Source organism: Micromonospora sp. ATLC20, from assembly GCF_057196585.1.
This window is the reverse complement of record NZ_JBXUOV010000008.1, coordinates 25967-51483: the sequence shown is the minus strand read 5'-3', so window position 1 is coordinate 51483 and position 25517 is coordinate 25967. Positions and strand designations below refer to the sequence as shown.

Sequence of the window (25517 nt, the reverse complement as noted above, 5' to 3'; positions counted from 1 at the left end):
ATCATTGCTACGATCGCAACGACGACGAGGAGGACGCCGGTGACCGACGGCATCGAGGAGGACCCCCTGGCGCTGGAGCAGCAGGTCTGCTTCGCACTCTCCGTCGCCGCCCGGAGTGTCGTCGCGGTCTACCGGCCACTGCTGGAGCCGATGGGGCTCACCCACCCGCAATACCTGGTCATGCTGGCGCTCTGGCAGCACGCGCCGCTGTCCGGGCGGGATCTGAGCCGGCTGCTCCAGCTCGACCCGGGCACGCTGTCACCGCTGCTCAAGCGGCTGGAGGCGGCCGGCTACATCAGGCGGGAACGGGACGCCGCCGACGAGCGCAGCCTGGCCGTCTCGCTCACCGCCGAAGGGCAGGCGCTGCGGGCGCAGGCCGAGCGGATCCCGCCGGCCATCGTGCAGCGCCTCGGCCTGCCGCTGGCCGACCTGCGGCACCTGCACACAGCGCTGACCGAGGTGATCGCGGCCGCCAACCGGGCCACGTCTTCTCCCGGCGCTGCGGCGCCCGGTCAGGCGTCGGCGTAGACCGCGAAACCCCGCTCCGCGCAGCGCCGGTAGAAGGCCGCCAGCACGCTCAGCTCGGCGCAGGTGAAGTTCCACTGCGGCGGGTCGCCGCTGTCGTCCCGCAGCCGGTCGAGGCGGCTGTCCAGCCAGCGGAGCTGCTGCTCGGCCAGCCGGCCGTCACCGAGTAGCGCGCGCAGCACCTCGCTCACCGACTCGAACGTGACCGGCTCGCCGTACGGCCGGTGCCGGGCGACGAACTTCTCCACGCCCTCGGCGATCCAGGAGCAGCCGTCCGGGTCGATCACCGGGTCCTCGTCCTCGACCGCGTTCTCCGTGGCGTAGAGCACATTCTCCAGCCCGAGGATCAGGTCGACCAATTCGGTGTACGCGGTCGCGCGTACCGTGCCGGTCTTCGCGATCAGCTCGGCGAGCGCCGCGGTCGGCGCGGAGATCCGGGGCATTTCCACGATCTCGCCGAAGTCCACGAACTCAGCCGGCGCGACCGGGTCGTAGAAGCGGCCGGTCCGCGGCCAGTGCACCGCGACGTTGTCCAGCCCCATCTGGCGTCACCTCTCACCAAGCGTTTTCGGACCATCTCCGACGATCGTCCCGGTTCCGGGCGCAAAAGATCAAGACCGCAACGGCGGCGCCGCAAAAGCTACGGCACGCCGGGCCCGGCCGCGACCCCCGGTCGGGGCACCCGCCGATCACCGGTCGGATGATCGTCACGGCTCACGGTGGCCGGTGGCGCGGTACCGGCCCGTTGGCGTGTAGGGGGAGTCGTGGGCGGCGCGGTTCGTCCGGCTACGGCATTCTCAGCCGCCCCGGAGAGGGTGCCGAGTGGCGGTTTGGTCGGCTCCGCACAGTAAGATTGAGGGCGAGACGAAAGACCCGAGACGGAGCGACGGACAGGGGCCCGCATGAGCCCTCGATCATAGTCCCGTATCAGGTCCGAGCCGATCGCGATCCGCGGGCAACCGCGGCGCCCGGCGCACATGATCCGAGCCTGGCGACCCCAGGGGCGGACCATGCGCGCCGACGTCGCGTCCTGTCCGCCGAACCCGCGCCCCCGCGCCCACGCGCGGCCGGTGCGAGAAAGTGGCCGAGCGTGGCAGCGGAGGACAACAAGAAGTACGGTGCCGAGTCGATCACCGTGCTCGAGGGCCTGGAAGCGGTCCGGAAGCGGCCCGGTATGTACATCGGGTCCACCGGCGAGCGCGGTCTGCACCACCTGGTGTGGGAGGTCGTCGACAACGCGGTGGACGAGGCGCTGGCCGGGCACTGCGACACCATCGACGTGGTGCTGCTGGCCGACGGCGGTGTCCGGGTGACCGACAACGGCCGTGGCTTCCCGGTCGACCTGCACCCCAAGCTGAAGAAGCCGGGTGTCGAGGTCGCCCTGACCGTGCTGCACGCGGGCGGCAAGTTCGACGGCAAGGCGTACGCCGTCTCCGGCGGCCTGCACGGCGTCGGCGTCTCCGTGGTGAACGCGCTGTCCACCCGGATGGCCGTGGAGATCCACAAGGACGGCTTCGTCTGGCGTCAGCAGTACCACCACTCCAAGCCGACGCCGCTGGAGAAGGGTGAGGAGACCGACCGCACCGGCTCGGCCGTCTCCTTCTGGCCCGACCCGGACGTCTTCGAGACAGTCGACTTCGACTTCCACACCATCTACCGGCGCCTCCAGGAGATGGCCTTCCTGACCCGGGGTCTCACCATCCACCTGCTCGACGAGCGGGTCCCGGAGGACGAGGACGGTAAGACCCGCGAGGTCACCTTCCACTACGAGGGCGGCATCGCCGACTTCGTCCGGCACCTCAACGCCTCCAAGAGCCCGATCCACAAGACGGTGGTCGAGTTCGGGGCCGAGGAGACGGGCATGTCGGTCGAGATCGCCATGCAGTGGAACGAGTCGTACGGCGAGTCGGTCTACACTTTCGCCAACAACATCAACACCCACGAGGGCGGCACCCACGAGGAGGGCTTCCGGGCCGCGCTGACGAGCGTCGTCAACCGCTACGGCGCCGAGAAGAAGCTGCTCAAGGGCGACGAGCGCCTCTCGGGTGAGGACATCCGCGAGGGTCTGGCCGCGATCATCTCGGTCAAGCTCACCGACCCGCAGTTCGAGGGTCAGACCAAGACCAAGCTGGGCAACACCCCGGTCAAGGGCTTCGTGCAGCGGGTCTGCAACGAGTCGCTCGTCGACTGGTTCGACCGCAACCCGGCCGAGGCGAAGATCATCATCCAGAAGGCGTCCCAGGCGGCGCGGGCCCGGATCGCCGCCCAGCAGGCGCGCAAGCTCGCCCGGCGCAAGTCGCTGCTGGAGTCCGGCTCGATGCCCGGCAAGCTGGCCGACTGCCAGTCCACCGACCCGCGCGAGTCCGAGGTCTTCATCGTCGAGGGCGACTCGGCCGGCGGCTCGGCCAAGCAGGGCCGCGACCCGCGCGTCCAGGCGATCCTGCCGATCCGCGGCAAGATCCTCAACGTGGAGAAGGCCCGGATCGACCGGGTGCTGAAGAACAACGAGGTGCAGGCGCTGATCACCGCGCTCGGCACCGGCATCCACGACGACTTCGACATCGAGAAGCTGCGCTACCACAAGATCGTGCTGATGGCCGACGCCGACGTCGACGGCCAGCACATCCAGACGCTGCTGCTCACCCTGCTGTTCCGCTTCATGCGGCCGCTGGTCGAGCTGGGCCACGTCTACCTGGCCGCGCCGCCGCTCTACAAGATCAAGTGGAACAAGAAGGGCGACGACGCCCAGTACGCGTACTCGGACCGCGAGCGCGACGGGCTGATCGCCCTGCGCCAGCAGAAGAAGCCCAACGCCCGCCCGGACGACATCCAGCGGTTCAAGGGTCTCGGCGAGATGAACTACCCCGAGCTGTGGGAGACCACGATGAACCCGGCCACGCGTACGCTGCGCCAGGTCACGCTCGACGACGCCGCAACCGCGGACGAGCTGTTCAGCGTCCTGATGGGCGAGGACGTCGAGGCCCGCCGGTCGTTCATCCAGCGCAACGCCAAGGACGTGCGGTTCCTGGACATCTGACGGACCCACCCGGGCCGGCCGGACATCCACCGGCCGGCCCGGGAGTCCACAGAGTTATCCACAGCCTGAACGCTTTCCACAGCCGTTATCCACAGCGAGACCACGACTGAAGAGTCTGATAAGGGTTAACAGTGACCGATACTCCCGAGTCCACCCCGAACGAGCCGGAGACCCCGGAGACACTGGCCGCGGTCGTCCAGCACGACCGGATCGAGCCGGTCGGCCTCGAGGTCGAGATGCAGCGCTCGTACCTCGACTACGCGATGAGCGTCATCGTCGGGCGGGCCCTGCCGGACGTCCGGGACGGGCTCAAGCCGGTCCACCGCAAGATCCTCTACGCCATGTTCGATTCCGGCTACCGGCCGGACCGCGGGTACGTGAAGTGCTCCCGCGTCGTCGGTGACGTGATGGGCCAGTTCCACCCGCACGGCGACTCGGCCATCTACGACGCGCTGGTCCGGATGGCGCAGCCGTGGTCGCTGCGCTACCCGCTGGTCGACGGCAACGGCAACTTCGGTTCGCCGGGTAATGATCCGGCTGCGGCCATGAGATATACAGAATGCAAGCTCGACCCGCTGGCGATGGAGATGCTGCGGGACATCGACGAGGACACCGTCGACCTGCAGGACAACTACGACGGCCGGGCCAAGGAGCCCACCATCCTGCCGTCGCGTATCCCGAACCTGCTGATCAACGGCTCCGAGGGCATCGCGGTCGGCATGGCCACCAAGATCCCGCCGCACAACCTGCGCGAGATCGGCGCGGCGGTGCAGTGGTGCCTGGAGCACCCGGAGGCCGACGAGGCCACCACGCTGGAAGCCCTGCTGGAGATCGTCAAGGGCCCGGACTTCCCGACCCACGGCCTGATCGTCGGCCAGGCGGGCATCCAGGACGCGTACCGGACCGGGCGCGGCTCGATCCGGATGCGCGCCGTGGTCGAGGTCGAGGAGGACAAGCGGGGCCGGCCGGCGCTCGTGGTCAGCGAGCTGCCGTACCAGGTCAACCCGGACAACCTCGCCGAGCGCATCGCCGAGCTGATCAAGGAGGGCAAGCTCGCCGGCATCGCCGACATCCGCGACGAGTCCTCCGGGCGTACCGGCATGCGGATCGTGCTCGTGCTCAAGCGCGACGCGGTCGCCAAGGTGGTGCTGAACAACCTCTACAAGCACACCCAGCTCCAGGAGACGTTCGGCGCCAACATGCTGGCGCTCGTCGACGGCGTGCCGCGCACGCTCAACCTGGCCCAGTTCATCCGCTACTACGTCGAGCACCAGATCGAGGTGATCCGGCGGCGGACCGCGTTCCGGCTGCGCAAGGCCGAGGAGCGGGCACACATCCTGCGCGGTCTGTCCAAGGCGCTGGACGCGCTGGACGAGGTGATCGCCCTGATCCGGCGCTCGCCCACCGTCGAGGACGCCCGGCAGGGCCTGATCCGGCTGCTGGACATCGACGAGGTCCAGGCGACCGCGATCCTGGACATGCAGCTGCGCCGGCTGGCCGCCCTGGAGCGGCAGCGCATCCTGGACGACCTGGCGAAGCTCGAAGTGGAGATCGCCGACCTCAAGGACATCCTGGCCAAGCCGGAGCGGCAGCGGCGGATCGTCTCGGAGGAGCTGGGCGAGATCGTCGCGAAGTGGGGCGACGACCGGCGTACGAAGATCGTCCCGTTCGACGGCGAGGTCTCGATGGAGGACCTCATCGCCCGCGAGGACGTGGTGGTGACGATCACGCGCACCGGGTACGCGAAGCGGACCAAGGTCGATCTCTACCGGTCGCAGCGGCGCGGCGGGAAGGGCGTCAGCGGGGCGACGCTCCGCCAGGACGACATTGTCAGCCACTTCTTCGTATGCTCTACCCACGACTGGATCCTGTTCTTCACGAACAAGGGTCGGGTCTACCGGGCGAAGGCGTACGAGCTTCCCGAGGCCAGTAGGGTGGCCAAGGGCCAGCACGTGGCCAACCTGCTCGCGTTCCAGCCCGACGAGCAGATCGCGCAGATTATTGAAATCCCGAACTACCAGGTGGCCCCCTACCTGGTACTGGCCACGAAGAACGGCCTGGTGAAGAAGACGCGGCTCGAGGAGTTCGACTCCAACCGTTCCGGCGGCATCATCGCGGTCAACCTGCGCGATGAGGACGAACTGGTCGGTGCGGTCCTGGTCGCTCCGGAGGACGACCTGCTGCTCGTGTCGAAGAACGCCCAGGCGATCCGCTTCAACGCCACCGACGAGGCGCTGCGCCCGATGGGCCGCGCCACTTCCGGGGTAATCGGCATGCGCTTCAGCGGCGAGGACGAGTTGCTCGCGGTCGAGGTGGTGCGAGAGGGTCTGGACGTTCTGGTCGCGACGAACGGGGGTTACGCGAAACGTACCCCGATCGAGGAATACCCGGTCCAGGGCCGGGGAGGTAAGGGCGTGCTGACCGCGAAGATCACCGAGCGACGCGGTGGCCTGGTCGGCGCGGTCGTGATCGATCCGGAGGACGAGCTGTTCGCCATCACGAGCAACGGCGGCGTCATCCGGACTCCGGTGAAGCCTGTACGCCGTACGCGTGACCGGAACACAATGGGGGTCAAGCTGATGGACCTCCCGGACGGCGTGACTATCGTGGCGATTGCTCGCAATGCCGACGAGCCTGACGAACAGGACTAGTTGATGACGGAGACACAGGCGAAGTCGGGGAACAAGGGGACCTCGGCCACTCCGGTCGACGAGGAGGCCGCGCAGGGCGGCACACCAGCGACCGGCCGCGCGGCTGTGGGCCGGGCCACGGTTCCCGCCGACGCGCCTGCCCCGAAGTTCACCCGGGCTCCCGGCATGACCCCGCCTCCGGACAAGCCGGCCGAGGACTCCGGTTCCCGGGACTCGGCCGAGACCAAGGTCGACGCGCCGACGTCGGCCGACGGTCTGGCCGCCCCGGCCGGCAAGCCCACGAACGCCACGAGCACCCAGCCGATCAAGGCGCCGTCGGCCGCCGGCCGGGCTTCCACCGGTACGACCGGCACGCAGCCGCGGATCGGCGCCGGCCTGGGTACCGCCCCGAAGGCGTCGCCCGACGGCTCGCGCCCGGGCGGCGCCGCGAACGCCCAGTCCCGGCCCGCGAACGGCGGCGGCCTGCCGCCGGGCATCAGCGGCGCGGCGGCAGTCGGCGCCGCGCGCGTGGGTGAGGCGGTACGCGCCGCGCGTACCTCGGTCAGCTCGGCCGCGTCGCGCGGACCGCGACGGGCCCGGCTGAACCTGAAGCGGATCGACCCGTGGTCGGTGATGAAGTTCGCCTTCGCGGTGTCCGTGGTGCTCTTCATCGTGGTCGTTGTGGCGACGTCGGTGCTCTACCTGGCGCTCGACGCGATGGGTGTGTTCAAGAGCGTCAACGACAGCCTGACCGACCTGGTGAACGCCGGTGGCGGCCAGGGCGGCGGTGGCTTCCGGATCACCGCCAAGGGCGTGATCCTGACGTCGTCGCTGATCGGCCTGGTGAACGTCGTGCTGTTCACCGCGCTGGCGACGCTCAGCGCGTTCGTCTACAACGTCTGCGCCGACCTGGTCGGCGGCATCGAGCTGACGCTCGCCGAGCGGGACTGATCGACCGGCGCCGGGGCACCGCGTAAAGCGGTCGCCCCGGCGTCGTACGTCCGGGTAGGTTCGAGATGGCGCGGGCGCTTCCACTACGTACCCCCGATTTGGGCGCGGTGGAGGCGATGGGTTAACCTAGCTCGTCGCTACGCGGGGCTATAGCTCAGTCGGTTAGAGCGCAGAGCTGATAACTCTGAGGTCGCTGGTTCGATTCCAGCTAGCCCCACCGCACATCGTCCGACGACAGTCGAGCGCGAGGGGTCAAGCACATGTTCAAGAAGCTCCTGATCCTGGCCGGCATCGTCGGTGTGGCCGCCGTCGTGGCCAAGAAGGTCAAGGCCTCGAACGACGAGCGCGCCCTGTGGCACGAGGCGACCACGGCGCCCGACCTGCGCTGACGCCGTCACGGGGCCCTAGCTCAACTGGCAGAGCACTGCCTTTGCAAGGCAGGGGTTAGGGGTTCGAGTCCCCTGGGCTCCACCACATCACGTCGCCTGATCATCAGCGACTGTTTCGAGTACAGCCTGGACACTCGGCTTCCATCGCTCGGCGAAGGCTTCGGCGAACCGTTCATGATCTGATCGGCGTTGTATGCGTCCGACCTTTCGGCTGCGGTGTTGGAGCACGTGATGTCCGAGCTCGTGCAGCAGCACGTCGAATCGCATGAAGTCGCGCAACGATACGGCTTCCGATAGCGGTTGCTCGTACAGGAAGATCTCGCCTGGCACCCGGGTCCTGCCGTAGACGACGAATCCGGGCCGGAAGTCCTCGGTCTGCCGCAGCTCGACGGCGCGCAACCCGTACCACGCCCAGGGTCCGATGGCTTCCAGCACGTCGCGAACGTCTCGTCCGCCTGCCGGGTGCGCGAATCCGGGTCGCGGTGCGTGAACGTGGATCCGCACCCGGTCGAGCCGGGGCGCGCGCCGAAGCGCCTGGCGGGATCCGGGGTCCGTTCGGAGGCTTCGGCTCACAGCGGCCATGGTCGGCGTACGGCACGACCGACGACAACGGATTTCTTCGTGGAGCAACTCGGTGAGACCGGCGGGGTAGAGCGGACTGCCGGCGTCGTCGCGTATCTCGCCGATGGCGCCCCGCTCGTAGAGGGACTGGTCGGTTGTCGGGGTCCGGGGGTGACTTACCGATCGGTACAGAACGTGATCCGGATTATGGACCCGCTCGTCGAGGCCGGCGGCGGTTCCGCGCGTCGGCGTCACGGTCCCTGCGCACCGCAGTCGATGACGGCGCCGGTCCGGGTTCGCCGAGCATCAGCGCGACAACCGCGGCGAGCAGCACGGCCGACCCGAGAACGGCGGTCACGGTGAGCCGTTCGTCCAGCAGCAGCACCGCGATGAGCGCCGCGGTCACCGGCTCGACGAGCGCGATGACCGACGCGGTGGTCGCCCGGACCGAGGCCAGACCGGCGAAGAACAGGGTGTACGCCACGGCGGTGGGCGCCACGGCGAGGAAGGCGAGCAGGCCCACCGTCCGGCGGGTGTCACCGGATGTGGACAGGATCCCTTCGAGCAGGGCCAGGGGCAGCAGGCAGATCATCCCGACGGCGAATCCGCCCAGGAGCGACGTCTGCCCGCCGCCGTCCCGGCCGAGCTTCCGGTTGAGCACGGTGACGGCTGCGTACCCGCCCGCGGACAGCAGCGCGCAGGCCAGGCCCAGCGCCGGTGCCGGGGCGCTGCCGGCGCTACCACCGCCCAGCAGCAGGACCAGACCGACGAGTGCTGTCGCGACGGCGACTCCGCCCGCCCGGCCGAGTCGCTCGCCGAGGGTCAGGCGGGAGCCGAGGGCGATGAGGATCGGCCCGGCGCCGAGGGTGACCATGGTGGCGACGGCCAGGCCGGCGTACCCCACTGCGGCGAAGTACGCCGTCTGGTAGACGGCCAGACCCACGCCCGTCGTCACGACCTGCCGCCACCGGTGGCGCGACGGAGCGTGGACGAAGCCGGACGGTCGCCGCAGTGTCAGGTGGCCGGCGGCGAGCAGCAGGACGCCGCCGGCGAACCGCCAGAACGAGACGGCGACCGGGCCCAATCCGCTGGTGTCGTAGAGGACGGCTGCCGCGGCGCCGCCGGTGCCCCAGGCGATCGCCGCCATGAGGATGTACAGGGTTCCTCGCCCCACGGTCGGGGGCACAATCGTGCGCACGTGATTTCTCCGTTGTCGTCGCCGCCCGGGCACCGCGAACGGACCCGGGCTCTGGGTGCGGGAGCCGGGTTCGGTGAACGGCGTCGTTACCGGGTGACCGGTGGCGGCGAGACAACGCGGAAGGTCATGTCCGCACCCTAGCCGCGCGCAGTCGATCGACCGTCTGCTTTATCGCCGCCACCCGGGTCGCGAGCGGTCCCGCCGGCACGTCGACGAGGTCGAACCCCGCCTCGCGGTACGTCAGTTCGTGGACCCGCTCGAAGACGAGCGACTCCTCGAAGCTGATCCGCCGGGCCGCGGTCGCCTCGACGAAGCCCTGATTCCGGACGAAGAAGACGGTCCGTTCCGCGGTCATGCCCGCGATCTCGTCGAGCAGGGCGGACGGCGGCGTCAACCCCAGGTGGCGGCACAACGCGAGCGTGCAGACCGGTGAGCGGTCGTGGAACACCACGTCGCCGCCGAACGTCTCGGCTCGGCGCCGACGCCTCCGCTGGAGATCCAGCACCCGCTCGGCGAAGTCCGGTTCACGCCACGGCTCGGGTCGCCCGAGCGCCTGACGCAGCGCGATCACGTCGGTCGCGGCCTCTTCCACGACGGGATGGCCGTCGATCTCCAGGTGGCGCAGGATCGCTGTCTTACCGGAGCCGGGAGCGCCGGTGAGGATGTATCCGGGCATGACGTCCTCCGATAGCGGGCAACCCCTTGATAGGCAAGCCGTTACTTGCCTATGGTGGGTGACGTGGGCGATCTTTACCAGGCGCTGGCCGATCCCACCCGCCGCCTGATCCTCGACGAGCTGACCGAGCGCGACGGTCAGACCCTGTTCGAGATCTGCGGCCGGCTGGCCACGAAGCACCAGGTCGGTTCGTCCCGGCAGGCGATCTCCCAGCACCTCGACGTCCTGGAGGCCGCCGGCCTGATCGTCACGCGGCGGCAGGGTCGCTACAAGTTCCACCACCTCGACACCCGGCCGCTGCGGTCCATCACCGAGCGATGGCTCAGGTCCGCCGAACCCACCCAGGAGAACCCATGAGAATCAACCTCACCAGCGTGTACGTCGACGACCAGGCCAAAGCGTTGCGCTTCTACACCGAGGTGCTCGGCTTCGTGAAGAAGACCGACGTGCCGACCGGGGAGTACCGCTGGCTGACAGTGGTCTCGCCGGACGCCCCGGACGGTGTCGAGCTGCTGCTGGAACCCGACGCGCACCCGGCCGCCAAGGCGTTCAAGGAGGCGCTCGCGGCCGACGGGATCCCGCTGACGCAGTTCGCGGTGGACGACGTGGCCGCCGAGCACGACCGGCTGCGGGGCCTCGGCGTGCTGTTCACCCAGGAGCCGGTCGACATGGGCCCGGTGATCACAGCGGTGTTCGACGACACCTGCGGCAACCTGATCCAGATCGCACAGTACCGGTAGCCGGGCGTTGACTCCGCGCGGAACCGCTGGACACGATCGGTCACCCTGGCGGCATGACGGTGTGGCGGCGCCCGTACTCGCTGGACCTGGCCACCTCCGACTCCATGGTCGTGGCGGGGCTGGCGGTCGGCTTCTTCGTGCTCATCGTGTTCGGGATCCGCAGCGGCAGTTTCCTGGAACGGGAGGCGGTGTTCCTCGGAGTGTGGAACGCCGGCGTCCTCGCCGTCGCGGTCCGCCGCGCGATGCTCGGCGTTTGGGTGAGCCCCGTCGGCGTACGCTCGCGCTCGCTGCTCCGCACGACCACAGTGCCGTGGGCGTCGGTCGTGGAGATCCACAGCGGTACGGCTTCGATAGCGGGTCTGGACATGGGACGCGACGCGATCGTCATCGAGCGGATCGACGGCGAGCCGGTGCAGACGCCGATCCAGTCCGGCGCCATCGTCCGGCCGTTCCGCCTGGAGCTGACCCGGCTGGTCACCTGGCCGGAGCACTACGACGAGATCCTCGCGACCCTGCGGGAGTGCCACCGCGACGCCCGGCCGGCGGAGCAGCGCGCGCCGGCGAGCCCGGCGCCGGATCCGGTCCGCGCCGACCGTCCGGATCCGCCGGAGCAGATTCGGCGACCCGCTCCGAGCGCCGCGAAGCGGCGTGACATCCACGCGTTGACCAGGCAGTACGAGCGTGGAGTGCTGACCGACGCCGAGTACGCGGCGGCGTTGGCGCGGCTGCGCGGTGACGAGTAGGCGTCAGCCGAGCCGGTCGAGCAGCTCGCGGCTGCGGCTCACCACCAGCGCTGTGGCCTCGGCGTCGTACGAGGGCAGCGAACTGTCGGTGAACAGGTGCCGGTCGCCGGGGTAGACGTACAGCTCGCCGCGTTCGGGACCGACGATCGACACCAGCTCGCGCGCGGCGTCCACGTCGCCTTCGAGCCCGAAGAACGGGTCCTGTTCCATGCCGTGCACCTGCACCGCCACCCCGTCGGGCCAGGGGCCGATCGCCCATTCGCCGGTCACCGGCAGGCAGGCCTCGTAGAGCAGGGCGGCCCGGGCGCCGGCCCGGGTCTGGGCGAGCCGCTGGGCGATGGCGGCGCCCCAGGAGACGCCCGCGTAGACGAGGCCGGCGGGCAGGCCGGCGACGTACGCGTCGGCGCGCTGGTCGAGGACGTCGCCGCCGATCCGCTTGATCAGCGCGGCGCCGTCGGAGATGGTGGCCGGCCGTTCGCCGTCGAAGAAGTCGGGGACGTGGACGGTGTGCCCGCCGGACCGGAGGGAGTCGGCGAGCGCGCGGACGCCGTCCGTGAGCCCTTGAATGTGGTGGAAGAGCACGATCTCGGCCATCACTACACTCCTGAGTTGTCAGACCAGAGTTATCGAACGAACCAGAATCTTAGAACGGTCGAGAAATGTCGGTCAATGAGCGAATCCCGGACTACGACCTCGACGACCTACTCGTGGTCACCGCTCCGGAGCAGTTGCGTGCGCTCGCCGACCCGCTGCGGAGCACGCTGCTCGAACTGCTCCTGGAGCGTGCCGCCACCGTGAACGAGATGGCCCGCGCGGTCGACCGGCCGAAGAGCAGCGTGGCGTACCACGTGAACCAGCTGGTGGACGCCGGTCTGCTGCGCGTGGTGCGGACCCGCCGCGTACGCGCCATCGAGGAGCGGTTCTACGGGCGGGTGGCCCGCACCTACTACGTCGGCGCGCTCAGCCGGGCCGAGGACAAGCAGGTGGTGTCCCGGATCAACGGGCTCGCCGAGGCGGCAGCCGAAGCGGCTGCCGCACACGCCGCCGACGAGCTGCGGTGCACCCTCGTGCACGCGCGCATCCCGATCGAGGACGTCCGCGAGTTCTGGGCGGAGGTGCAGGCGCTGGCCCGGCGGTTCGCGCAGATCCCCCGCGCCGGCGACCAGGTGTACGGCTTCGCCGCCGGCCTCTACCCCACCGACGCGCCCACGCTGCCGGACACGGACCCCGCCACCGACCCACGCGACTGACGGCCCCGCCACGCGACGGCAGGGTCTTGCCGGTGCGGCGAACCGGGCAGGCTAGCGTCGGAAGCGTGAGCACCGGATCCCCGCGCGTCCTGCCGGCCGAGCGCGGCATCGACGAGGCAGCCGCCGTCCTGCGCGCCGGCGGGCTGGTCGCCTTCCCCACCGAGACGGTCTACGGGCTGGGCGCCAACGCGCTCGACGCCCGGGCCGCCGCCCGGATCTTCGAGGCGAAGGCCCGGCCCAGCTTCGACCCGCTGATCAGCCACCTGGCCGACGCCGCCGACCTGGCCGCGCTCGTGGGCGAGGTGCCCGCGGCGGTGGCCGAGCTGGCGAAGCGGTTCTGGCCGGGCCCGCTCACCCTGATCGTGGACCGGCCGGAGATCATCCCGCCGATCGTCACCTCCGGCCTGGACACGATGGCGGTACGCGTACCGGACGAACCGTCGGCGCGGGCGCTGATCGCGGCGGCCGGCGTGCCGGTGGCGGCGCCGAGCGCGAACCGGTTCGGCCAGCTCAGCCCCACCCGGGCCGAGCACGTGGTGGCCGGGCTGGGTGGCGCGGTGGACCTGGTGCTCGACGGCGGGCCCACCCGGTGCGGCATCGAGTCGACGATCGTGGACGCGCGCGGCGACCGGCCGGTGGTGCTGCGGCTGGGCGCGCTGCCGGTCGAGGCGATCGTCGAGGCGGTCGGCCCGGTCGAGGTGCGCCAGGGCAGCTCCGGTCAGCCGGTCGCGCCCGGGACGCTCGCCGCGCACTACGCCCCGCGTACCCCCTTGCGGTTGGGCGCGGCGACCGAGCCCGGCGGTGGCCGGCGGGGCTTCCTGGCCTTCCGGGAGCCACCGGCGGACGGCGACTGGGCGGCGGTGGAGGTGCTGTCGCCGGACGGTGACGTGACGGCGGCGGCGGCGCGCCTGTTCGACGCGCTGCACCGGCTCGACGCAGCAGGGGTGACCGAGATCGTCGCCGAGCCGGTGCCGGAGACCGGCGTGGGCCGCGCGATAAACGACAGGCTGCGCCGGGCCGCCGCCACCTGGCACTAAGAAGCGGGCTGCGGCAGGCGGTCGACCAGCTTGGTCAGCGCACCGTTGGCGAACGTCGCGCCGAGCGCCGAGCCGGTGGCGATGGTCCAGCCCACCGGGCCGAGCGGGGTGCAGCCGAAGAAGTGGCTGACACCAGGCGTCTGCACCACCGCCACGAGCACGCCCACCGACGCGGCGGTGGCGGCGAGCACGCTGGGGCTGGTGCCGCCGGCCAGCACGGTCTGCCCGAGCTGGGTGCCGATCAGCGAGGCGAGCGCGACGGTGCTGGCGCGTCGCTGGGTGCCGGTCCACCTGGCGATCGTCCAGCCGGCGGTCGCGCCCAGCGTGGTCGCCGCCGCGCGCAGCCCGATCTCCCGGGTCATGGTGACGCCGAGCGAGGAGTCCGGGCCTTCCCGCAGCAGGTGGTCGGCGCTGTCGTCGGCCGGCGGGCGGACCGCGATGGCGAGCGCCGGCGCCAGGTCGGTGAGCAGGTTGACCAGGAGGAGTTGCCGGCCGCCCAGGGCGGACCGGCCGGTCGCGGCGGCGCTGAGCACGCTGAACGCGATCTCACCGAGGTTGCCGCCGACCAGGATGCTCAGCGCGTGCCGGACGGACGACCACATGGCGCGTCCCTCGACCAGCGTGGCGATGATCGTCTCCAGCCGGTCGTCGGTGACCACCAGGTCGGCGGCGGCGCGGGCGGCGGGAGTGCCCCGCTGACCGAGCGCGATGCCGACGTCTGCCAGCCGGATCGCCGGCGCGTCGTTGGCGCCGTCACCGGTCATCGCGACGGTGCGGTCCTGGCGCTGCAACGCCTGGATTATCCGTACCTTGTGCGCGGGCGTGCAGCGCGCCACCACGTCGGTGGCCATCAGGCGCTCGGCGAGCGCGGCGTCGTCCAGCCGGTCCAGGTCCGTGGCGGTGACGACGCGCTGGCCGCCGTCGTCCGGGCTGATCGTGGCGGCGATCGCCTCGGCCGTGGCCGGGTGGTCGCCGGTGATCATGACGGTGTGCACGCCCGCGGCCCGGATCCGGGCCACCGCCGGCCGGGCGCTGTCCCGCACCCCGTCGGCGAGCGTCAGGAAACCCACGAAGACCAGCCCGTTCACCTGCTCGTCGCTGATCTGCTCGGTGGAGACCCGGCACTCGGCCACGGCGAGGATGCGGTGCCCGGCACCGGCCCGCCCGGCCAGCATGGCCTGCACCTCCTCGCGACCGGCCGCGTCCAACGGACGGTCACCCTGGGCGGTGCGCCGGGACGCGCAGCGCGGCAGCACCGACTCGGGGGCGCCCTTCACGCTCAGCAGCAGCCCGTCGGCGGCGCGCCCGACGAAGGCGCTGTAGCCCCGGGACGGCTCGAACGGCATCCCGGCCGTGGCGGTCCAGCCCGCCGCAGCGGTCCGCTCGTCCACCCCGGCGGCGTCCGCGCCGTGGCGCACCGCCCGGTCGGTCTGCTGCGGCAACTCGTCCGGGTCGTCAGCGGCCGGGGTGGCCCGCACGGCGGCGGCCAGCGTCGACCGGAGCGGCTCGTCCAGTTCGTCCAGCACGGCGTACCGGCCGTCACCGGTACCCACCCCGGCCAGCAGCAACTTCCCCTCGGTGAGCGTGCCGGTCTTGTCGAAGCAGAGCACGTCGACCCGGCCCAGCGCCTCGATGGTCCGGGGGTTGCGGACCAGGGCGCCGTGCTCGGCCAGCCGCCGCGCCGCCGCCAGCTGCGCGGCACTGACCAGGAACGGCAACCCCTCCGGCACCGACGCCACGGCCAGGTTCGCGGCGGTCGCCGCCGTCTCGGCAAGGGGTACGCCCCGAAGCAGCCCCGCCCCGGCGACAGCGATCGCCGAGGCAGCCGCCAGGGGTACGGCGCTGCTCGTCAACTTGCCCAGTCGCGCCTCCACGCCACTGGCCGGCGGGGCCTGCCGGGCCATCGCGAGACTCCGCCCGGCCTCGGTCTCCGCGCCGGTCGCCACCACCACCGCGGTGCCGTGCCCGGCGGCCACAGTGGTGCCCTCGAACACCATCGAGTGCCGTTCGGCGACGGCCGCCGCCACCACCGGTTCCGGACTCTTCGCCACCGGCAGCGACTCGCCGGTCAACGACGACTCGTCCGCCTCCAGCCCGTCGCTCGTCAGCACCCGGCAGTCGGCCGGTACGGCGTCCCCGGAACTGACCGTGATCACGTCGCCGCGTACCAACTCCTCGGCGGGGACCACCCGCTCGGCGCCGTCGCGCAGCACCCGGGCGGTGACCGCCGAGCGGGACAGCAGCTCGGCCAGGGAGCGTTCGGTGTTGCGCTGGTGCACGGCGCCGACCAGCGCGGACCCGCCCACCACACCGCCGACCAGTGCGGCGTCGACCAGCGAGCCGAACGCGGCGGACAGCACCGCACCGGCGGCCAGCACCGGGGTGAGCGGGTTGGACAGCTCCTCGACGAACGAGCGAAGCAGCCCGGCCGGGCCGTGCTCGTCACCGACCTCGACGCGCCGCCGGCGGGCCGCCTCCTCCTCGGTCAGCCCGGACGGGTCGGTGGCGAGCTGTTCCAGGACGGTCTGCGCCGGCATCAGGTGCCAGGCGGTGAGCGCGGGCATCGGTGCGCCGGTCCGGTCCGGCAGCCGGTGCGCCCGGACCACGCCGTGCGCGAACGCGAGCGCCGCCGCGCCGTTCACCGCCGCCAGGGTCGGGCGGGGCAGCCGTCGCCGGTCGGCGGTGAACGCGGCGAGCGCGCCGAGCCCGCTGCCGGCCATCGCGATCCGGACGTTCTGCGCGGTCATCCGGCGGGCCACCCCGGCGGCGTCGACGAGCAGCGCCGGTACCCGCAGGTCGTCACCGACCAGCAGGTGCGCGCCCCACGGCGGCAGGTCGTCCGGGCCGTACACGCCGAGGCCGCAGTCCGAGGCGGCTAGTGCCGACCGCTCACCGGAGACCACCATCACCACCGCGCCCTCGCGTTGCAGGTCGTGCACCGCGTCGGCGAGCCGGGCACCACCGGGTACGAGCAGATCCGCGAAGTCGTACCGGCCGTCGTCCGCGCCGCCCACCACGAGCCGCAGGCCCGCCTGGCGGGCGGCCGACGCCAGCGCGTCCACGCCCGGCGCGGGCTCCGGCTCGACCCGCAGGACGGCGGCGAGCCGGCCGTTCTCGGCGAGCCCGAGCAGCCGTCCACCGTCGGCGCGCAGCCGGGCGCTGTCCGGGGTGTCCCCGGGATCGTCGGCGCCGAGGCGGTCCAGCGGGCCGATCCGCCAGCCGTCGGCGGCGCGTACCGCGTCCGGCGCGGCCGGGTCGAACAACGCGAACGCCCGGGCGGCGACCTGCCCGGTGTCGGCGTCGGCCAGCGGCGCGAGGTCGGCCAGGACACCCCGGTCCGAGCCGAGCACCGCCGCGTCGAGCACCACCGTGTCGATCCGGTCCAGCTCCCGCAGCACACTGCGGTCCATCGCGATCACGCCGCGCCGGGCGAGCATCCGGCCGAGCTGGGCGCCGTACCCCTCGCGGCCGGAGCCGGGCGCCTTCGGCAGCGAGGACAGCGCCAGCGCGGCGGCCCGCTTCGGTCCCAGCACCGGCAGCGCCGCCGCCCCGGCGACCGCGCCGGCCGGGAGCACGCGCTTGGCGTACCGCTCGGGCTGACCGTCCGGCACCGGGCAGGGCCGCTCGCCGTCCGGCACCCGCGCCACAGCCCGCTCCGGGTCACCGGTCAGGTGCGGTTCGGCCCGCCGCCACGCGGCCAGTTGCGCGGCGCTTTCGCCCCACTGCACCACGCGCTGCGCGCCGTCCAGCACGATGCCGGCCCAGCCGCCGGTGAGGCCCTGCACCACGGCCTCGGCCAGCGGGAACAGCACCTCGGCGCGCGGGTCGGCGCGGATGCCCAGGCCGGCCAGCGCGTGCAGCTTCGGGTGCAGGTCGACGGCGCCGAGCAGCCCGGCCACCTCGGCGGGGATGGGAGTGAGCGGCAGGACACGGGTGGCAGCGGAGATGCTCAACCCGAGCACGTCGGACAGCAGCGCGCCGAACGTCCGCGCGGTACGCGGTCCGTCCTCGGGCGGCTGCGGCGGCTCGATCTCCGGGTCCGGCTCGTACGGGCAGGTCTGCTCCACGCGCGCCACAGTGGCGATCAGGTCGCGCAGCTTCGGTGCCGGATCCCCGGTCGCCACCACCACCCGGCCGGACGGCGCGTTGACCCGCGCCCAGGTGACGCCCGGCATCGACTCCAGCGCCGCCTCGACCTGGCGGGCCAGCCGGTCGCCGCCGTCCTGGCAGACGCCGTGCACCTCGATGTGGTGGCGGCCGTCCTGCGACCACACGCGGCGGCTGGTCAGCCCGGTGAGGCGGGCCAGCCGGGCCGCCGCCGTACCGACGCTGCCCGCCACCTCGCTGACCCGGGCCGGCACGGCGTCCGTGGGCAGCACCGAACCGACGGTACGCGCGACACGCGCGGCGGTCTCCGGTACGACCGTAGGAGACAGCAGGAGGCCGGCGAACCGTCCCAGCGCCATCTCGCCTCCCGGTCTCGTCCCGGCGGCCCGACTTCCCGGCGCGGCGTCCGTCATGCCACCCCGACGGCAGAAGTTTCCGGGCATCACCCCGCTGTTCCCGCCGGACGAGACGCGCGCCACAGTTGACCTCAACCGGGGGTGAGGTCCGAGGCTGAACGCCATGACCAGCACCACCGCCGTACCGGCTGACCCACCCGTCGACCTCTGGTCGCCGCGCCTGCGGGCGATGACCGTGGGCAGTGTCGCCCTGGTGTCCCTGCTCGCGTTCGAGGCGCTGGCGGTGGGCACCGCCATGCCGACGGTGGCGCGCAGCCTCGACGGGCTCGGCCTGTACGCGCTGGCGTTCGGCGGTTCGTTCGCCTCCGGCGTGGTGGCGATGGTCGCCTCCGGCATCTGGTGCGACGCGCGCGGGCCGCGCCCGGCCATGTGGCACGGGGTCGTCTGGTTCGTCGCCGGGCTGGTGGTGGCCGGCGCCGCCACGACCATGGAGGTGCTGGTCGTCGGGCGGGTGGTCCAGGGCTTCGGGTCCGGACTGGTCTCGGTGGCGCTGTACGTGGTCGTCGGTCAGGCGTACCCGGAGCAGTTGCGGCGGCGGATCTTCGCCGCGTTCGCCGCCGCCTGGGTGGTGCCGTCGCTGGTCGGCCCGGCGCTGGCCGGGCTGATCGTGGAACATCTGGGCTGGCGGTGGGTGTTCCTCGCGGTGCCGGCGGTGGCGATCCCGGCGGCGCTGCTGGTCCAGCCGGGCCTGCGGGCGCTGACCGCCACCGTGGCGACCCGCCCGCCGGCGGGCGCGCTGGCCCGGATCGGCTGGGCCTGCGGGGCGGGGGCGAGCGCCGCGCTGCTGCACTACGGGGGGCAGCAGCGCGGCGTGCTCGCCGCCGCCCTGATCGCCGGGGCGCTGGCCGGGCTGTTCGTCTGCGTGCCGCACCTGCTGCCGGCCGGGTTCCTGCGCGCGGCGCGGGGACTGCCGACGGTGATCGGGCTGCGCGCGCTGGCGTCGGCGGCGTTCGTGGCCGCCGAGGTGGTGATCCCGCTGATGCTGTCCCGGGAGCGCGGTTTCTCGCCCACCGGCGCCGGCCTGGTGCTGACCGTCGGGGCGCTGTCCTGGTCGGTGGGCTCGTGGATCCAGGGGCGGATCGGCTCACCCCGTTCGGCGGCGACGCTGCCCCGGGCCGGGCTGGCCTGCATCACGATCGGTACGGCGGGCGTGGCGTCGGCGCTGGTGCCCGGACTGCCGGTGCTGCCGGCCGTGCTGAGCTGGTCGGTGGCCGGGCTGGGCATGGGCCTGCTCTATCCGTCGCTGTCGGTGCTCACCCTGGAGCAGTCCGCCCCGGCCGAGCAGGGCCGCAACAGCTCCGCGCTGCAACTGGGCGACTCGCTCGCCGCCGCCACCGTGCTGGCGCTCACCGGCGCGGTCCTGGCCGCCGGCGCGTCTCCCGGCCCGGCCGGCTTCGCGACCACGCTGGCCGTCGCAGCCGCCTGCGGCCTGCTGGGCCTGCTGCTGGCCGGCCGGGTGGTCCTCCGCCCCACCCCTTGACCTCCGCCCCCCACCCCGTTGATCAAGGAGTTCGGGTCAGGTTTCGAGCCTCCATCCGACACGAACTCCTTGGTCAACAACGATCAGTGGGGTCGGGGCGGCGCTCGGGGGCGCAGGATCGGGGTGGAAGGGCGGGAGCGGGTGGCTGTCACGATCCGGGTCGGCGTCCCGTCCCATCGTGGAGCCGCGGTGTGGCGGCTGCGCGGGTGTGGGAGGAGTGGCGATGCGGGTGCTGGTGACCGGGGCGACCGGGCGGCTCGGGCGGGTGGCGGTGCCGAGGCTTCGGGACGAGGGTTTCACGCTGCGCGCGATGAGCCGCGGGCCGCGTACCGGGGACGGGGTCGAGTGGGTGACCGCCGACCTGGCCACCGGTGCCGGGCTGGCGGAGGCGGTCGCCGGGGTGGACGCGGTGCTGCACCTGGCCTCGTCGCCGCAGCGGCGCACCCACGACATCGACGTGCTCGGCACCCGCCGGCTCGCGGTGGCCGCAGGTCACGCCGGGGTGCGTCACCTGGTCTTCGTCTCGATCGTCGGCGTCGACCGGGTGCCGTTGGGCTACTACCGGCACAAGCTCGCGGCCGAGCAGGTGGTGGCGGCCGGGCCGGTGCCGTGGAGCGTGTTGCGGGCGACCCAGTTCCCCGAGTTCCTGGACGGGTTGCTGCGCGGCGCGAGCCGCCTCGGCCCGGTGATCGGGGACCGGGCGGTGCTCGCCCAGCCGGTCGACCCGGGTGAGGTGGCGGACCGGCTCGCGGTCCTGCTGCTGGCCGGACCGTCGAACCGGGTGGAGGACTTCGGCGGACCGGAGGTGCTGCGCTACGACGACGCGGCCCGCGCCTGGCTGGCGGCCCGCCGGGTACGCCGTCCGCTGCTGCCGGTCAGGATCCCCGGCCGGCTCGGGCGGGAGTTGCGGGCGGGTGGCCTCACCACGACCGCCACGCCGACCGGCGTCCGGACCTGGGCCGACCACCTCGCTGACACGTACGGGGGAACCGGCGGAAGATGAGAAACGGTCGGGTCCGCACCGGCCTACGGTGACCGCATGCTGGTCTTCGTCGCCACAGTGGTCCTGTACGTCTTCGGTTTCGTCTTTCTCTACGGCGTGATCCGGGTCGGCGTCCGGCACGGCATCGAGGACGCCGAGGCGAACCGTCCCGAGGTGCTGCGCCGCCGGCAGCTCACCACGACCGAGAGCCGGGACTTCGCGCAGGAGAACGCGTTCCTCACCAATCCCAACTGAAGGGCGCGGGCGGGGTCCGGCGGGTCGATCCGCCGGGCGGGTGCGAGGATCGCGCCATGATGGGGACGCTGAAGACGGAGCCGGCCCGGACGCGGCTCGACCTGCTCGCCCCGCCGGTCGCCGCCGCGGTGCAGGTGTGGCCGGCCGAGGCCCCGGTGGACGTGGACGACGTGCTGGTCGCCCCGATCGACGCCGACCTGGCCGACACCGCTGCCTTCTGCGAGGCGTACGAGGTGGGGCTGGAGGAGTCGGCGAACTGCGTGGTGGTCGCCGGCAAGCGCGGCGGCGAGACCCGGTACGCGGCCTGTGTCGTGCTCGCCACCACCCGCGCCGACGTGAACGGCGTGGTCCGCAAGCTGCTCGACGTGCGCAAGGCGAGCTTCGCGCCGATGGCCGAGGCGGTCGAGCTGAGCGGCATGGAATACGGCGGCATCACGCCGATCGGCCTGCCGGCGGACTGGCCGATCCTCGTCGACTCTCGGGTGATCGCCACGCCGCACGTCATCATCGGGTCGGGTGTACGGCACAGCAAGATCGCCCTGCCCGGGCCGGCGCTCGGCGCGCTGCCCGGGGCGAGGGTGGTGGAGGACCTGGCCCGGCCGGCCTAGGTCCTCATCCGCATCGATCTTGTTCCACGTGAAACATCAGGCTGCCGCTTCGCGCTGCGCCACCTCGCGCAGCGCGGCGAGCAGCGTCTCCGGCTCCTGCGCGCCGGTGACCGCGTACTTCCCGGCCAGCACGAACGTCGGCACGCTGGAGACGCCGAGCTGGTGGGCGGTGCTCAGGTCGGCGGCGACCTCCCGGCGTCCCAGGTTCGACTCCAGGTACTGCCGCGCCTCGGTCTCGTCCAGCCCGGCCTCGCCGGCCAGCGTGACGAGCGCGTCGATCGAGCCGACGTCGACGCCGTCGTGGAAGTGCGCCCGGTAGAGCCGCTCGACCATCTCGGCGGAACGCCCGTGCTCGGTGGCGAAGCGCACCAGGCGGTGCGCGTCGAACGTGTTCGCGGCCACCGCCCGGTCGAACCGCAGTTCGAGGCCCGCGCCCGCGGCGACGCCGGTGACGTGCGCGGCCATGCCCTCGGCCTTGTCCCGCCCGCCGAACTTGTCGCCGAGCGCCTCCAGCAGCGGCTTCGGCTCGGTGACCGGCGTCGGGTCCAGCTGGAACGGCCGGAACCGGACGTTCACCTCGCCGTCGTACGACTCCAGAGCCTGTTCCAGCCGGCGCTTGCCGATCCAGCACCAGGGGCAGACCACGTCGGCGTAGATCTCGATGTCCATGACCAGCGACAACCCGCGGGTCAGGAGATCTGTTCCCGGACCTGGCGCTTGAGCCGGGCCAGGATGGCGGTGCCGCCGCGAACGCGCAGCGGGCTGATCGCCTGCGCCAGGCCCATCCGCTGGTAGAGGTCGTCCGGTACGGCGAGCACCTCCTCGGCGCTCGCCCCGGCCAGCCCTTCGGCGAGGATGCCGGCGAACGCCCGGGTCGTGGGCGCCTCCGGCGGGCAGTCGAAGACAGTGCTCACCGTCTTGTCGGCGTTCACCTCGGCGCGCAGGAAGAACGCGGTCTGGCACTCGGGGACCTGCTCCAGCTCCTCCCGGTTGACACCCTCGGGCAGGGGCGGGATCACGTCGGCGAACTCCAGCAGCATCTCCAGGACGACGTCGCGGGGCGCGGCGGCGAACTCGTCGACGATCTCGGCCAGCTTGGTCGGCATCTCGGGCATGGGTCGAGGCTATCCGCCGCCGAGCACCGCCACCCGGCGGTGCCGGGCGGGGCCCCGCGTCACGCGAGCGGGGCCCGCCCGTCACACGTTCGGTGCGGCCTCGCTGATGTCGCTGAGCGCCGACTGGGGGTCGAGCTGCATGGCGAGGTCACCGAGGGAGACGATGCCGACGAGCTTGCGCTCGTTGTCGCACACGAGCACCCGGCGGATGTTGCGTTCGCGCATCAGCGCCGCCGCCTCGTTGGCCGTGCAGTGCTGCTCGATCATCACCACCTCGCGGGTGATGATCGAACCGATGGTGGTGGCGCCGGGGTCGGCGCGCTCGGCCACCGCCCGGACCACGATGTCGCGGTCGGTCAGCATGCCGGCGAGCGTGGCGCCGTCGGTCACCACCACGTCGCCGATGTCCGACTCCTTCATCACCCGGGCCGCCTCGTCCAACGGGGTCTCCGCCGGGAGGTAGACCACCTGCCTGGTCATCACGTCACTGACGCGGAACATGAGAGCCTCCGAACGCTTCGGTCGATCCGTCTGCGGTACCCGGTGGCGCGATCGCTACACCCCGTCGCGGCGCGTCGCGCCCACCTCGTCGCGCAGGCGCTCCACGATGGCCTCCACCGGCAGTTCGGTGCGCTCGCCGGTGGCCCGGTCGCGCAGTTCCACGTACCCGTCGGCCAGGCGGCGGCCGACCACGACGGCGCGCGGGATGCCGATCAGCTCGGCGTCGGTGAACTTCACCCCGGCGGACACGTGCGTGCGGTCGTCGACAAGCACCCGCAGGCCGGCGGCGGCGAGACGCCCGCCGAGGTCGAGCGCCGCGTCGAGCTGCGGCCCCTTCCCGGCGGCGATCAGGTGTACGTCGCACGGCGCGACCGCCGCGGGCCAGACCAGCCCTCGGTCGTCGTGGTGCTGTTCGGCCACCGCGGCGACCGCCCGGGACACGCCGATGCCGTAGCAGCCCATCGTGGGCCGGACCGGCTTGCCCTGGGGGCCGAGCACGTCGACCGCGAACGCGTCGGTGTACCGGCGTCCGAGCTGGAAGATGTGCCCGACCTCGATGCCCCGCCGGATTGTCACCTCGCCGTCGGCGCAGGCCGGGCAGCTGTCGCCGGGCCGCACCTCGGCCGCCTCGATCGTGCCGTCCGGTACGAAGTCGCGCCCGCACACCACGTCGGTGGCGTGCCGGCCCGGCTCGTTCGCGCCGGTCAGCCACGTGGTGCCGGGCACCACGCGGGGGTCGACCAGGTAGCGGATGCCGTGCTTGGCGAGGATCTGCGGCCCGATGTAGCCGCGGACCAGCTCGGGGTGGGCGTCCCAGTCCTCGAAGACCGCCACTGTGGCCGGGGCGAGCACCGCCTCCACCCGCTTGAGGTCCACCTCGCGGTCGCCGGGCAGGCCGATCACCAGCGGCTCGGCCTGTTCGGCGCCGGGCCGGCGGACGGTGAGGACCAAGTTCTTCAACGTGTCGGCGGCGGTCCAGCCGGTCCGCCCGCCCAGCTTCCGGGCCTCGGCCAGCTCGACCAGGGCCGCGATGGTCGGCGTCTCCGGGGTGTCGTGCACCTCGGTGGGCGGGTGCGCGTCGGGGTCACCGGCGGCCGGGGCGCGGGTGACCACCGCCTCGGTGTTCGCCGCGTAGTCGCAGGCGGTGCAGCCGACGAACGTGTCCTCGCCGACGGGCGTGGCGGCCAGGAACTCCTCCGACGCGGACCCGCCCATCGCGCCGGACATCGCGTGGACGGTGGCGAAGTCAAGCCCGAGCCGGGTGAAGACGCGCTCGTAGGCGGCCCGGTGCCGGTCGTACGCCGCCTGGAGCCCGGCCTCGTCCAGGTCGAACGAGTAGGCGTCCTTCATCAGGAACTCGCGCCCGCGCAGCAGACCGGCCCGGGGCCGGGCCTCGTCGCGGAACTTGGTCTGGATCTGGAACAGCGTCACCGGGAAGTCCCGGTACGAGGTGAACAGGTCCTTCACCAGCAGCGCGGCCAGTTCCTCGTGGGTCGGCGCGAGCAGGTGGTCGGCGCCCTTGCGGTCGGCGAGCGTGAAGATGTCGTCCCCGTACTCGGTCCACCGCCCGCTGGTCCGGTACGGCTCGGCCGGGAGCAGCGCCGGGAAGTGCACCTCCTGGTCGCCGATCGCGGTCATCTCGTCCCGCACGATCGCGGTGATCCGGTCCAGCACGAGCTTGCCCAGCGGTAGCCAGGTGTAGCCGCCCGGAGCGGCCCGGCGGACGTAACCGGCGCGGAGCAGCAGCCGGTGGCTCGGCACCTCCGCGTCCGCCGGGTCCTCACGCAGGGTCCGGAGCAGCAGGGTCGACATGCGCAGCAGCATTGCCGCAGCTTATGGCGCGAGCGGACGACGGGGCGATCCCTTTCCGCGCCCGTGTCGGGTGAGGTTGTCGCGGGGGCGGGGTAGGAAGGGTGGCATGGTGGATCGACCGACGTTGGAGCTGAGCAGTTTCGTGCTCGACGCACCGTCCGCACAGGATCTCGCCGCGTTCTACGAGCGGCTGCTCGGCTGGCACCGGCGGGAGGACGAGCCGGACTGGGTGGTGCTGGCTCCGCCGGACGGCGGCACCTGGCTGGCCTTCCAGGACGAGCCGGCCTACGTGCGCCCGGTGTGGCCCGCCGGTCCCGGCGACCCGCCGATGATGACCCACCTGGACATCAAGGTCGACGACCTGGAGGCCGCCTCGGCGTACGCGGTGTCGGTGGGCGCGACGGTGGCCGACTTCCAGCCGCAGGACGACGTCCGGGTGCACCTCGACCCGGCCGGTCACCCGTTCTGCCTCTACCTGTGACGGGTGACCGGCTCCCACGACCG

General features: G+C 72.3%; 25 protein-coding genes and 2 tRNA genes. 17 read left to right on the top strand and 10 right to left on the bottom strand.

The annotated features are described in order from the left end of the window. Positions 1-39: 39 nt before the first annotated feature. Complete coding sequence (locus tag AC2CHG_RS03765) at positions 40-528, top strand: MarR family winged helix-turn-helix transcriptional regulator (RefSeq protein WP_262012903.1); 489 nt, start codon at positions 40-42, stop codon at positions 526-528. On the opposite strand, the gene AC2CHG_RS03760 is transcribed toward AC2CHG_RS03765, so the two are convergent. Then, a complete protein-coding gene (locus AC2CHG_RS03760; RefSeq protein WP_484524154.1) occupies positions 513-1067 on the bottom strand; it encodes a hypothetical protein in 555 nt (184 codons plus the stop codon). The genes AC2CHG_RS03765 and AC2CHG_RS03760 overlap by 16 nt on opposite strands. A gap of 548 nt (positions 1068-1615) precedes the next feature. On the opposite strand from AC2CHG_RS03760, the gene gyrB reads away from it, so the two are divergent. The 6 genes from gyrB to AC2CHG_RS03730 all read left to right on the top strand — a co-directional run bounded on the left by gyrB (position 1616) and on the right by AC2CHG_RS03730 (position 7617). After that, the gene (gene gyrB / locus AC2CHG_RS03755) at positions 1616-3562 is read left to right on the top strand and encodes a DNA topoisomerase (ATP-hydrolyzing) subunit B (protein ID WP_135242602.1); all 1947 of its coding nucleotides are present in this window, start codon (positions 1616-1618) and stop codon (positions 3560-3562) included. A gap of 131 nt (positions 3563-3693) precedes the next feature. Next, entirely contained in the window at positions 3694-6213 is a 2520-nt protein-coding gene (gyrA, locus tag AC2CHG_RS03750) for a DNA gyrase subunit A (protein WP_262012901.1), read from the top strand. Positions 6214-6216: 3 nt separating this feature from the next. Beyond that, positions 6217-7143: a DUF3566 domain-containing protein gene (locus AC2CHG_RS03745; RefSeq protein WP_262012900.1), complete on the top strand. Its 927-nt coding sequence runs from the start codon at positions 6217-6219 to the stop codon at positions 7141-7143. Positions 7144-7286: 143 nt separating this feature from the next. Beyond that, a tRNA-Ile gene (locus tag AC2CHG_RS03740) sits at positions 7287-7360 on the top strand. Positions 7361-7403: 43 nt separating this feature from the next. Then, the gene (locus tag AC2CHG_RS03735) at positions 7404-7532 is read left to right on the top strand and encodes a DLW-39 family protein (RefSeq protein ID WP_013283222.1); all 129 of its coding nucleotides are present in this window, start codon (positions 7404-7406) and stop codon (positions 7530-7532) included. 9 nt (positions 7533-7541) lie between these two features. Continuing rightward, a tRNA-Ala gene (locus AC2CHG_RS03730) sits at positions 7542-7617 on the top strand. Positions 7618-7619: 2 nt separating this feature from the next. Here the strand turns inward: AC2CHG_RS03730 and AC2CHG_RS03725 are convergent. The 3 genes from AC2CHG_RS03725 to AC2CHG_RS03715 form a co-directional block, all read right to left on the bottom strand. After that, a complete protein-coding gene (locus tag AC2CHG_RS03725; RefSeq protein ID WP_262012899.1) occupies positions 7620-7967 on the bottom strand; it encodes an ImmA/IrrE family metallo-endopeptidase in 348 nt (115 codons plus the stop codon). A gap of 331 nt (positions 7968-8298) precedes the next feature. Beyond that, a complete protein-coding gene (locus tag AC2CHG_RS03720) occupies positions 8299-9291 on the bottom strand; it encodes a DMT family transporter (protein ID WP_262012898.1) in 993 nt (330 codons plus the stop codon). A 124-nt stretch (positions 9292-9415) separates the two neighbouring features. Further along, positions 9416-9967: an AAA family ATPase gene (locus AC2CHG_RS03715; RefSeq protein ID WP_262012897.1), complete on the bottom strand. Its 552-nt coding sequence runs from the start codon at positions 9965-9967 to the stop codon at positions 9416-9418. A 51-nt stretch (positions 9968-10018) separates the two neighbouring features. On the opposite strand from AC2CHG_RS03715, the gene AC2CHG_RS03710 reads away from it, so the two are divergent. Genes AC2CHG_RS03710 through AC2CHG_RS03700 form a run of 3 tightly spaced genes read left to right on the top strand, consistent with a single transcriptional unit; the run spans position 10019 to position 11450 of the window. Further along, positions 10019-10324, top strand: a complete 306-nt coding sequence (locus tag AC2CHG_RS03710; RefSeq protein WP_091413576.1) for an ArsR/SmtB family transcription factor — start codon at positions 10019-10021, stop codon at positions 10322-10324. Continuing rightward, a complete protein-coding gene (locus AC2CHG_RS03705; RefSeq protein ID WP_484524153.1) occupies positions 10321-10707 on the top strand; it encodes a VOC family protein in 387 nt (128 codons plus the stop codon). Before AC2CHG_RS03710 ends, AC2CHG_RS03705 begins: the two co-directional genes overlap by 4 nt. A gap of 53 nt (positions 10708-10760) precedes the next feature. Further along, complete coding sequence (locus AC2CHG_RS03700; protein WP_463840810.1) at positions 10761-11450, top strand: PH domain-containing protein; 690 nt, start codon at positions 10761-10763, stop codon at positions 11448-11450. A 3-nt stretch (positions 11451-11453) separates the two neighbouring features. Here the strand turns inward: AC2CHG_RS03700 and AC2CHG_RS03695 are convergent, their stop codons facing one another. Beyond that, the gene (locus tag AC2CHG_RS03695; RefSeq protein WP_355509523.1) at positions 11454-12044 is read right to left on the bottom strand and encodes a dienelactone hydrolase family protein; all 591 of its coding nucleotides are present in this window, start codon (positions 12042-12044) and stop codon (positions 11454-11456) included. Between the two features lie 65 nt (positions 12045-12109). Here AC2CHG_RS03695 and AC2CHG_RS03690 point away from each other — a divergent pair, with 65 nt between their 5' ends. Continuing rightward, positions 12110-12700 carry a winged helix-turn-helix domain-containing protein gene (locus tag AC2CHG_RS03690; protein WP_047893154.1) on the top strand — a complete coding sequence of 197 codons (591 nt, stop codon included), beginning with the start codon at positions 12110-12112 and terminating at the stop codon, positions 12698-12700. A gap of 89 nt (positions 12701-12789) precedes the next feature. Then, the gene (locus tag AC2CHG_RS03685) at positions 12790-13737 is read left to right on the top strand and encodes an L-threonylcarbamoyladenylate synthase (protein WP_262013023.1); all 948 of its coding nucleotides are present in this window, start codon (positions 12790-12792) and stop codon (positions 13735-13737) included. Here the strand turns inward: AC2CHG_RS03685 and AC2CHG_RS03680 are convergent. Continuing rightward, positions 13734-18203 carry a cation-translocating P-type ATPase gene (locus tag AC2CHG_RS03680; RefSeq protein ID WP_484524152.1) on the bottom strand — a complete coding sequence of 1490 codons (4470 nt, stop codon included), beginning with the start codon at positions 18201-18203 and terminating at the stop codon, positions 13734-13736. The genes AC2CHG_RS03685 and AC2CHG_RS03680 overlap by 4 nt on opposite strands. 160 nt (positions 18204-18363) lie before the next feature. Here AC2CHG_RS03680 and AC2CHG_RS03675 point away from each other — a divergent pair, with 160 nt between their 5' ends. From AC2CHG_RS03675 to AC2CHG_RS03660, 4 genes are all read left to right on the top strand, one after another. Then, positions 18364-19740 (top strand): MFS transporter, encoded by a 1377-nt coding sequence (locus AC2CHG_RS03675; protein WP_030269581.1) that lies wholly within the window; start codon positions 18364-18366, stop codon positions 19738-19740. A 223-nt stretch (positions 19741-19963) separates the two neighbouring features. Next, positions 19964-20743 carry an SDR family oxidoreductase gene (locus AC2CHG_RS03670; RefSeq protein ID WP_357209549.1) on the top strand — a complete coding sequence of 260 codons (780 nt, stop codon included), beginning with the start codon at positions 19964-19966 and terminating at the stop codon, positions 20741-20743. A 36-nt stretch (positions 20744-20779) separates the two neighbouring features. After that, on the top strand, positions 20780-20977 hold the full coding sequence (locus AC2CHG_RS03665; RefSeq protein ID WP_013283252.1) for a hypothetical protein: 198 nt from the start codon (positions 20780-20782) through the stop codon (positions 20975-20977). A 59-nt stretch (positions 20978-21036) separates the two neighbouring features. Then, a complete protein-coding gene (locus AC2CHG_RS03660; RefSeq protein WP_262013022.1) occupies positions 21037-21585 on the top strand; it encodes a YbaK/EbsC family protein in 549 nt (182 codons plus the stop codon). A 36-nt stretch (positions 21586-21621) separates the two neighbouring features. Here the strand turns inward: AC2CHG_RS03660 and AC2CHG_RS03655 are convergent, their stop codons facing one another. The 4 genes from AC2CHG_RS03655 to AC2CHG_RS03640 all read right to left on the bottom strand — a co-directional run bounded on the left by AC2CHG_RS03655 (position 21622) and on the right by AC2CHG_RS03640 (position 25025). Continuing rightward, positions 21622-22254: a DsbA family oxidoreductase gene (locus AC2CHG_RS03655; RefSeq protein WP_355509532.1), complete on the bottom strand. Its 633-nt coding sequence runs from the start codon at positions 22252-22254 to the stop codon at positions 21622-21624. A gap of 20 nt (positions 22255-22274) precedes the next feature. Next, the gene (locus tag AC2CHG_RS03650) at positions 22275-22700 is read right to left on the bottom strand and encodes a SufE family protein (protein WP_013283255.1); all 426 of its coding nucleotides are present in this window, start codon (positions 22698-22700) and stop codon (positions 22275-22277) included. 81 nt (positions 22701-22781) lie between these two features. Further along, a complete protein-coding gene (locus AC2CHG_RS03645) occupies positions 22782-23201 on the bottom strand; it encodes a CBS domain-containing protein (RefSeq protein ID WP_262012889.1) in 420 nt (139 codons plus the stop codon). Positions 23202-23255: 54 nt separating this feature from the next. Next, complete coding sequence (locus tag AC2CHG_RS03640; RefSeq protein ID WP_484524151.1) at positions 23256-25025, bottom strand: proline--tRNA ligase; 1770 nt, start codon at positions 25023-25025, stop codon at positions 23256-23258. A gap of 94 nt (positions 25026-25119) precedes the next feature. On the opposite strand from AC2CHG_RS03640, the gene AC2CHG_RS03635 reads away from it, so the two are divergent. Continuing rightward, positions 25120-25494 carry a VOC family protein gene (locus AC2CHG_RS03635; protein ID WP_484524150.1) on the top strand — a complete coding sequence of 125 codons (375 nt, stop codon included), beginning with the start codon at positions 25120-25122 and terminating at the stop codon, positions 25492-25494. Positions 25495-25517 lie beyond the last annotated feature (23 nt).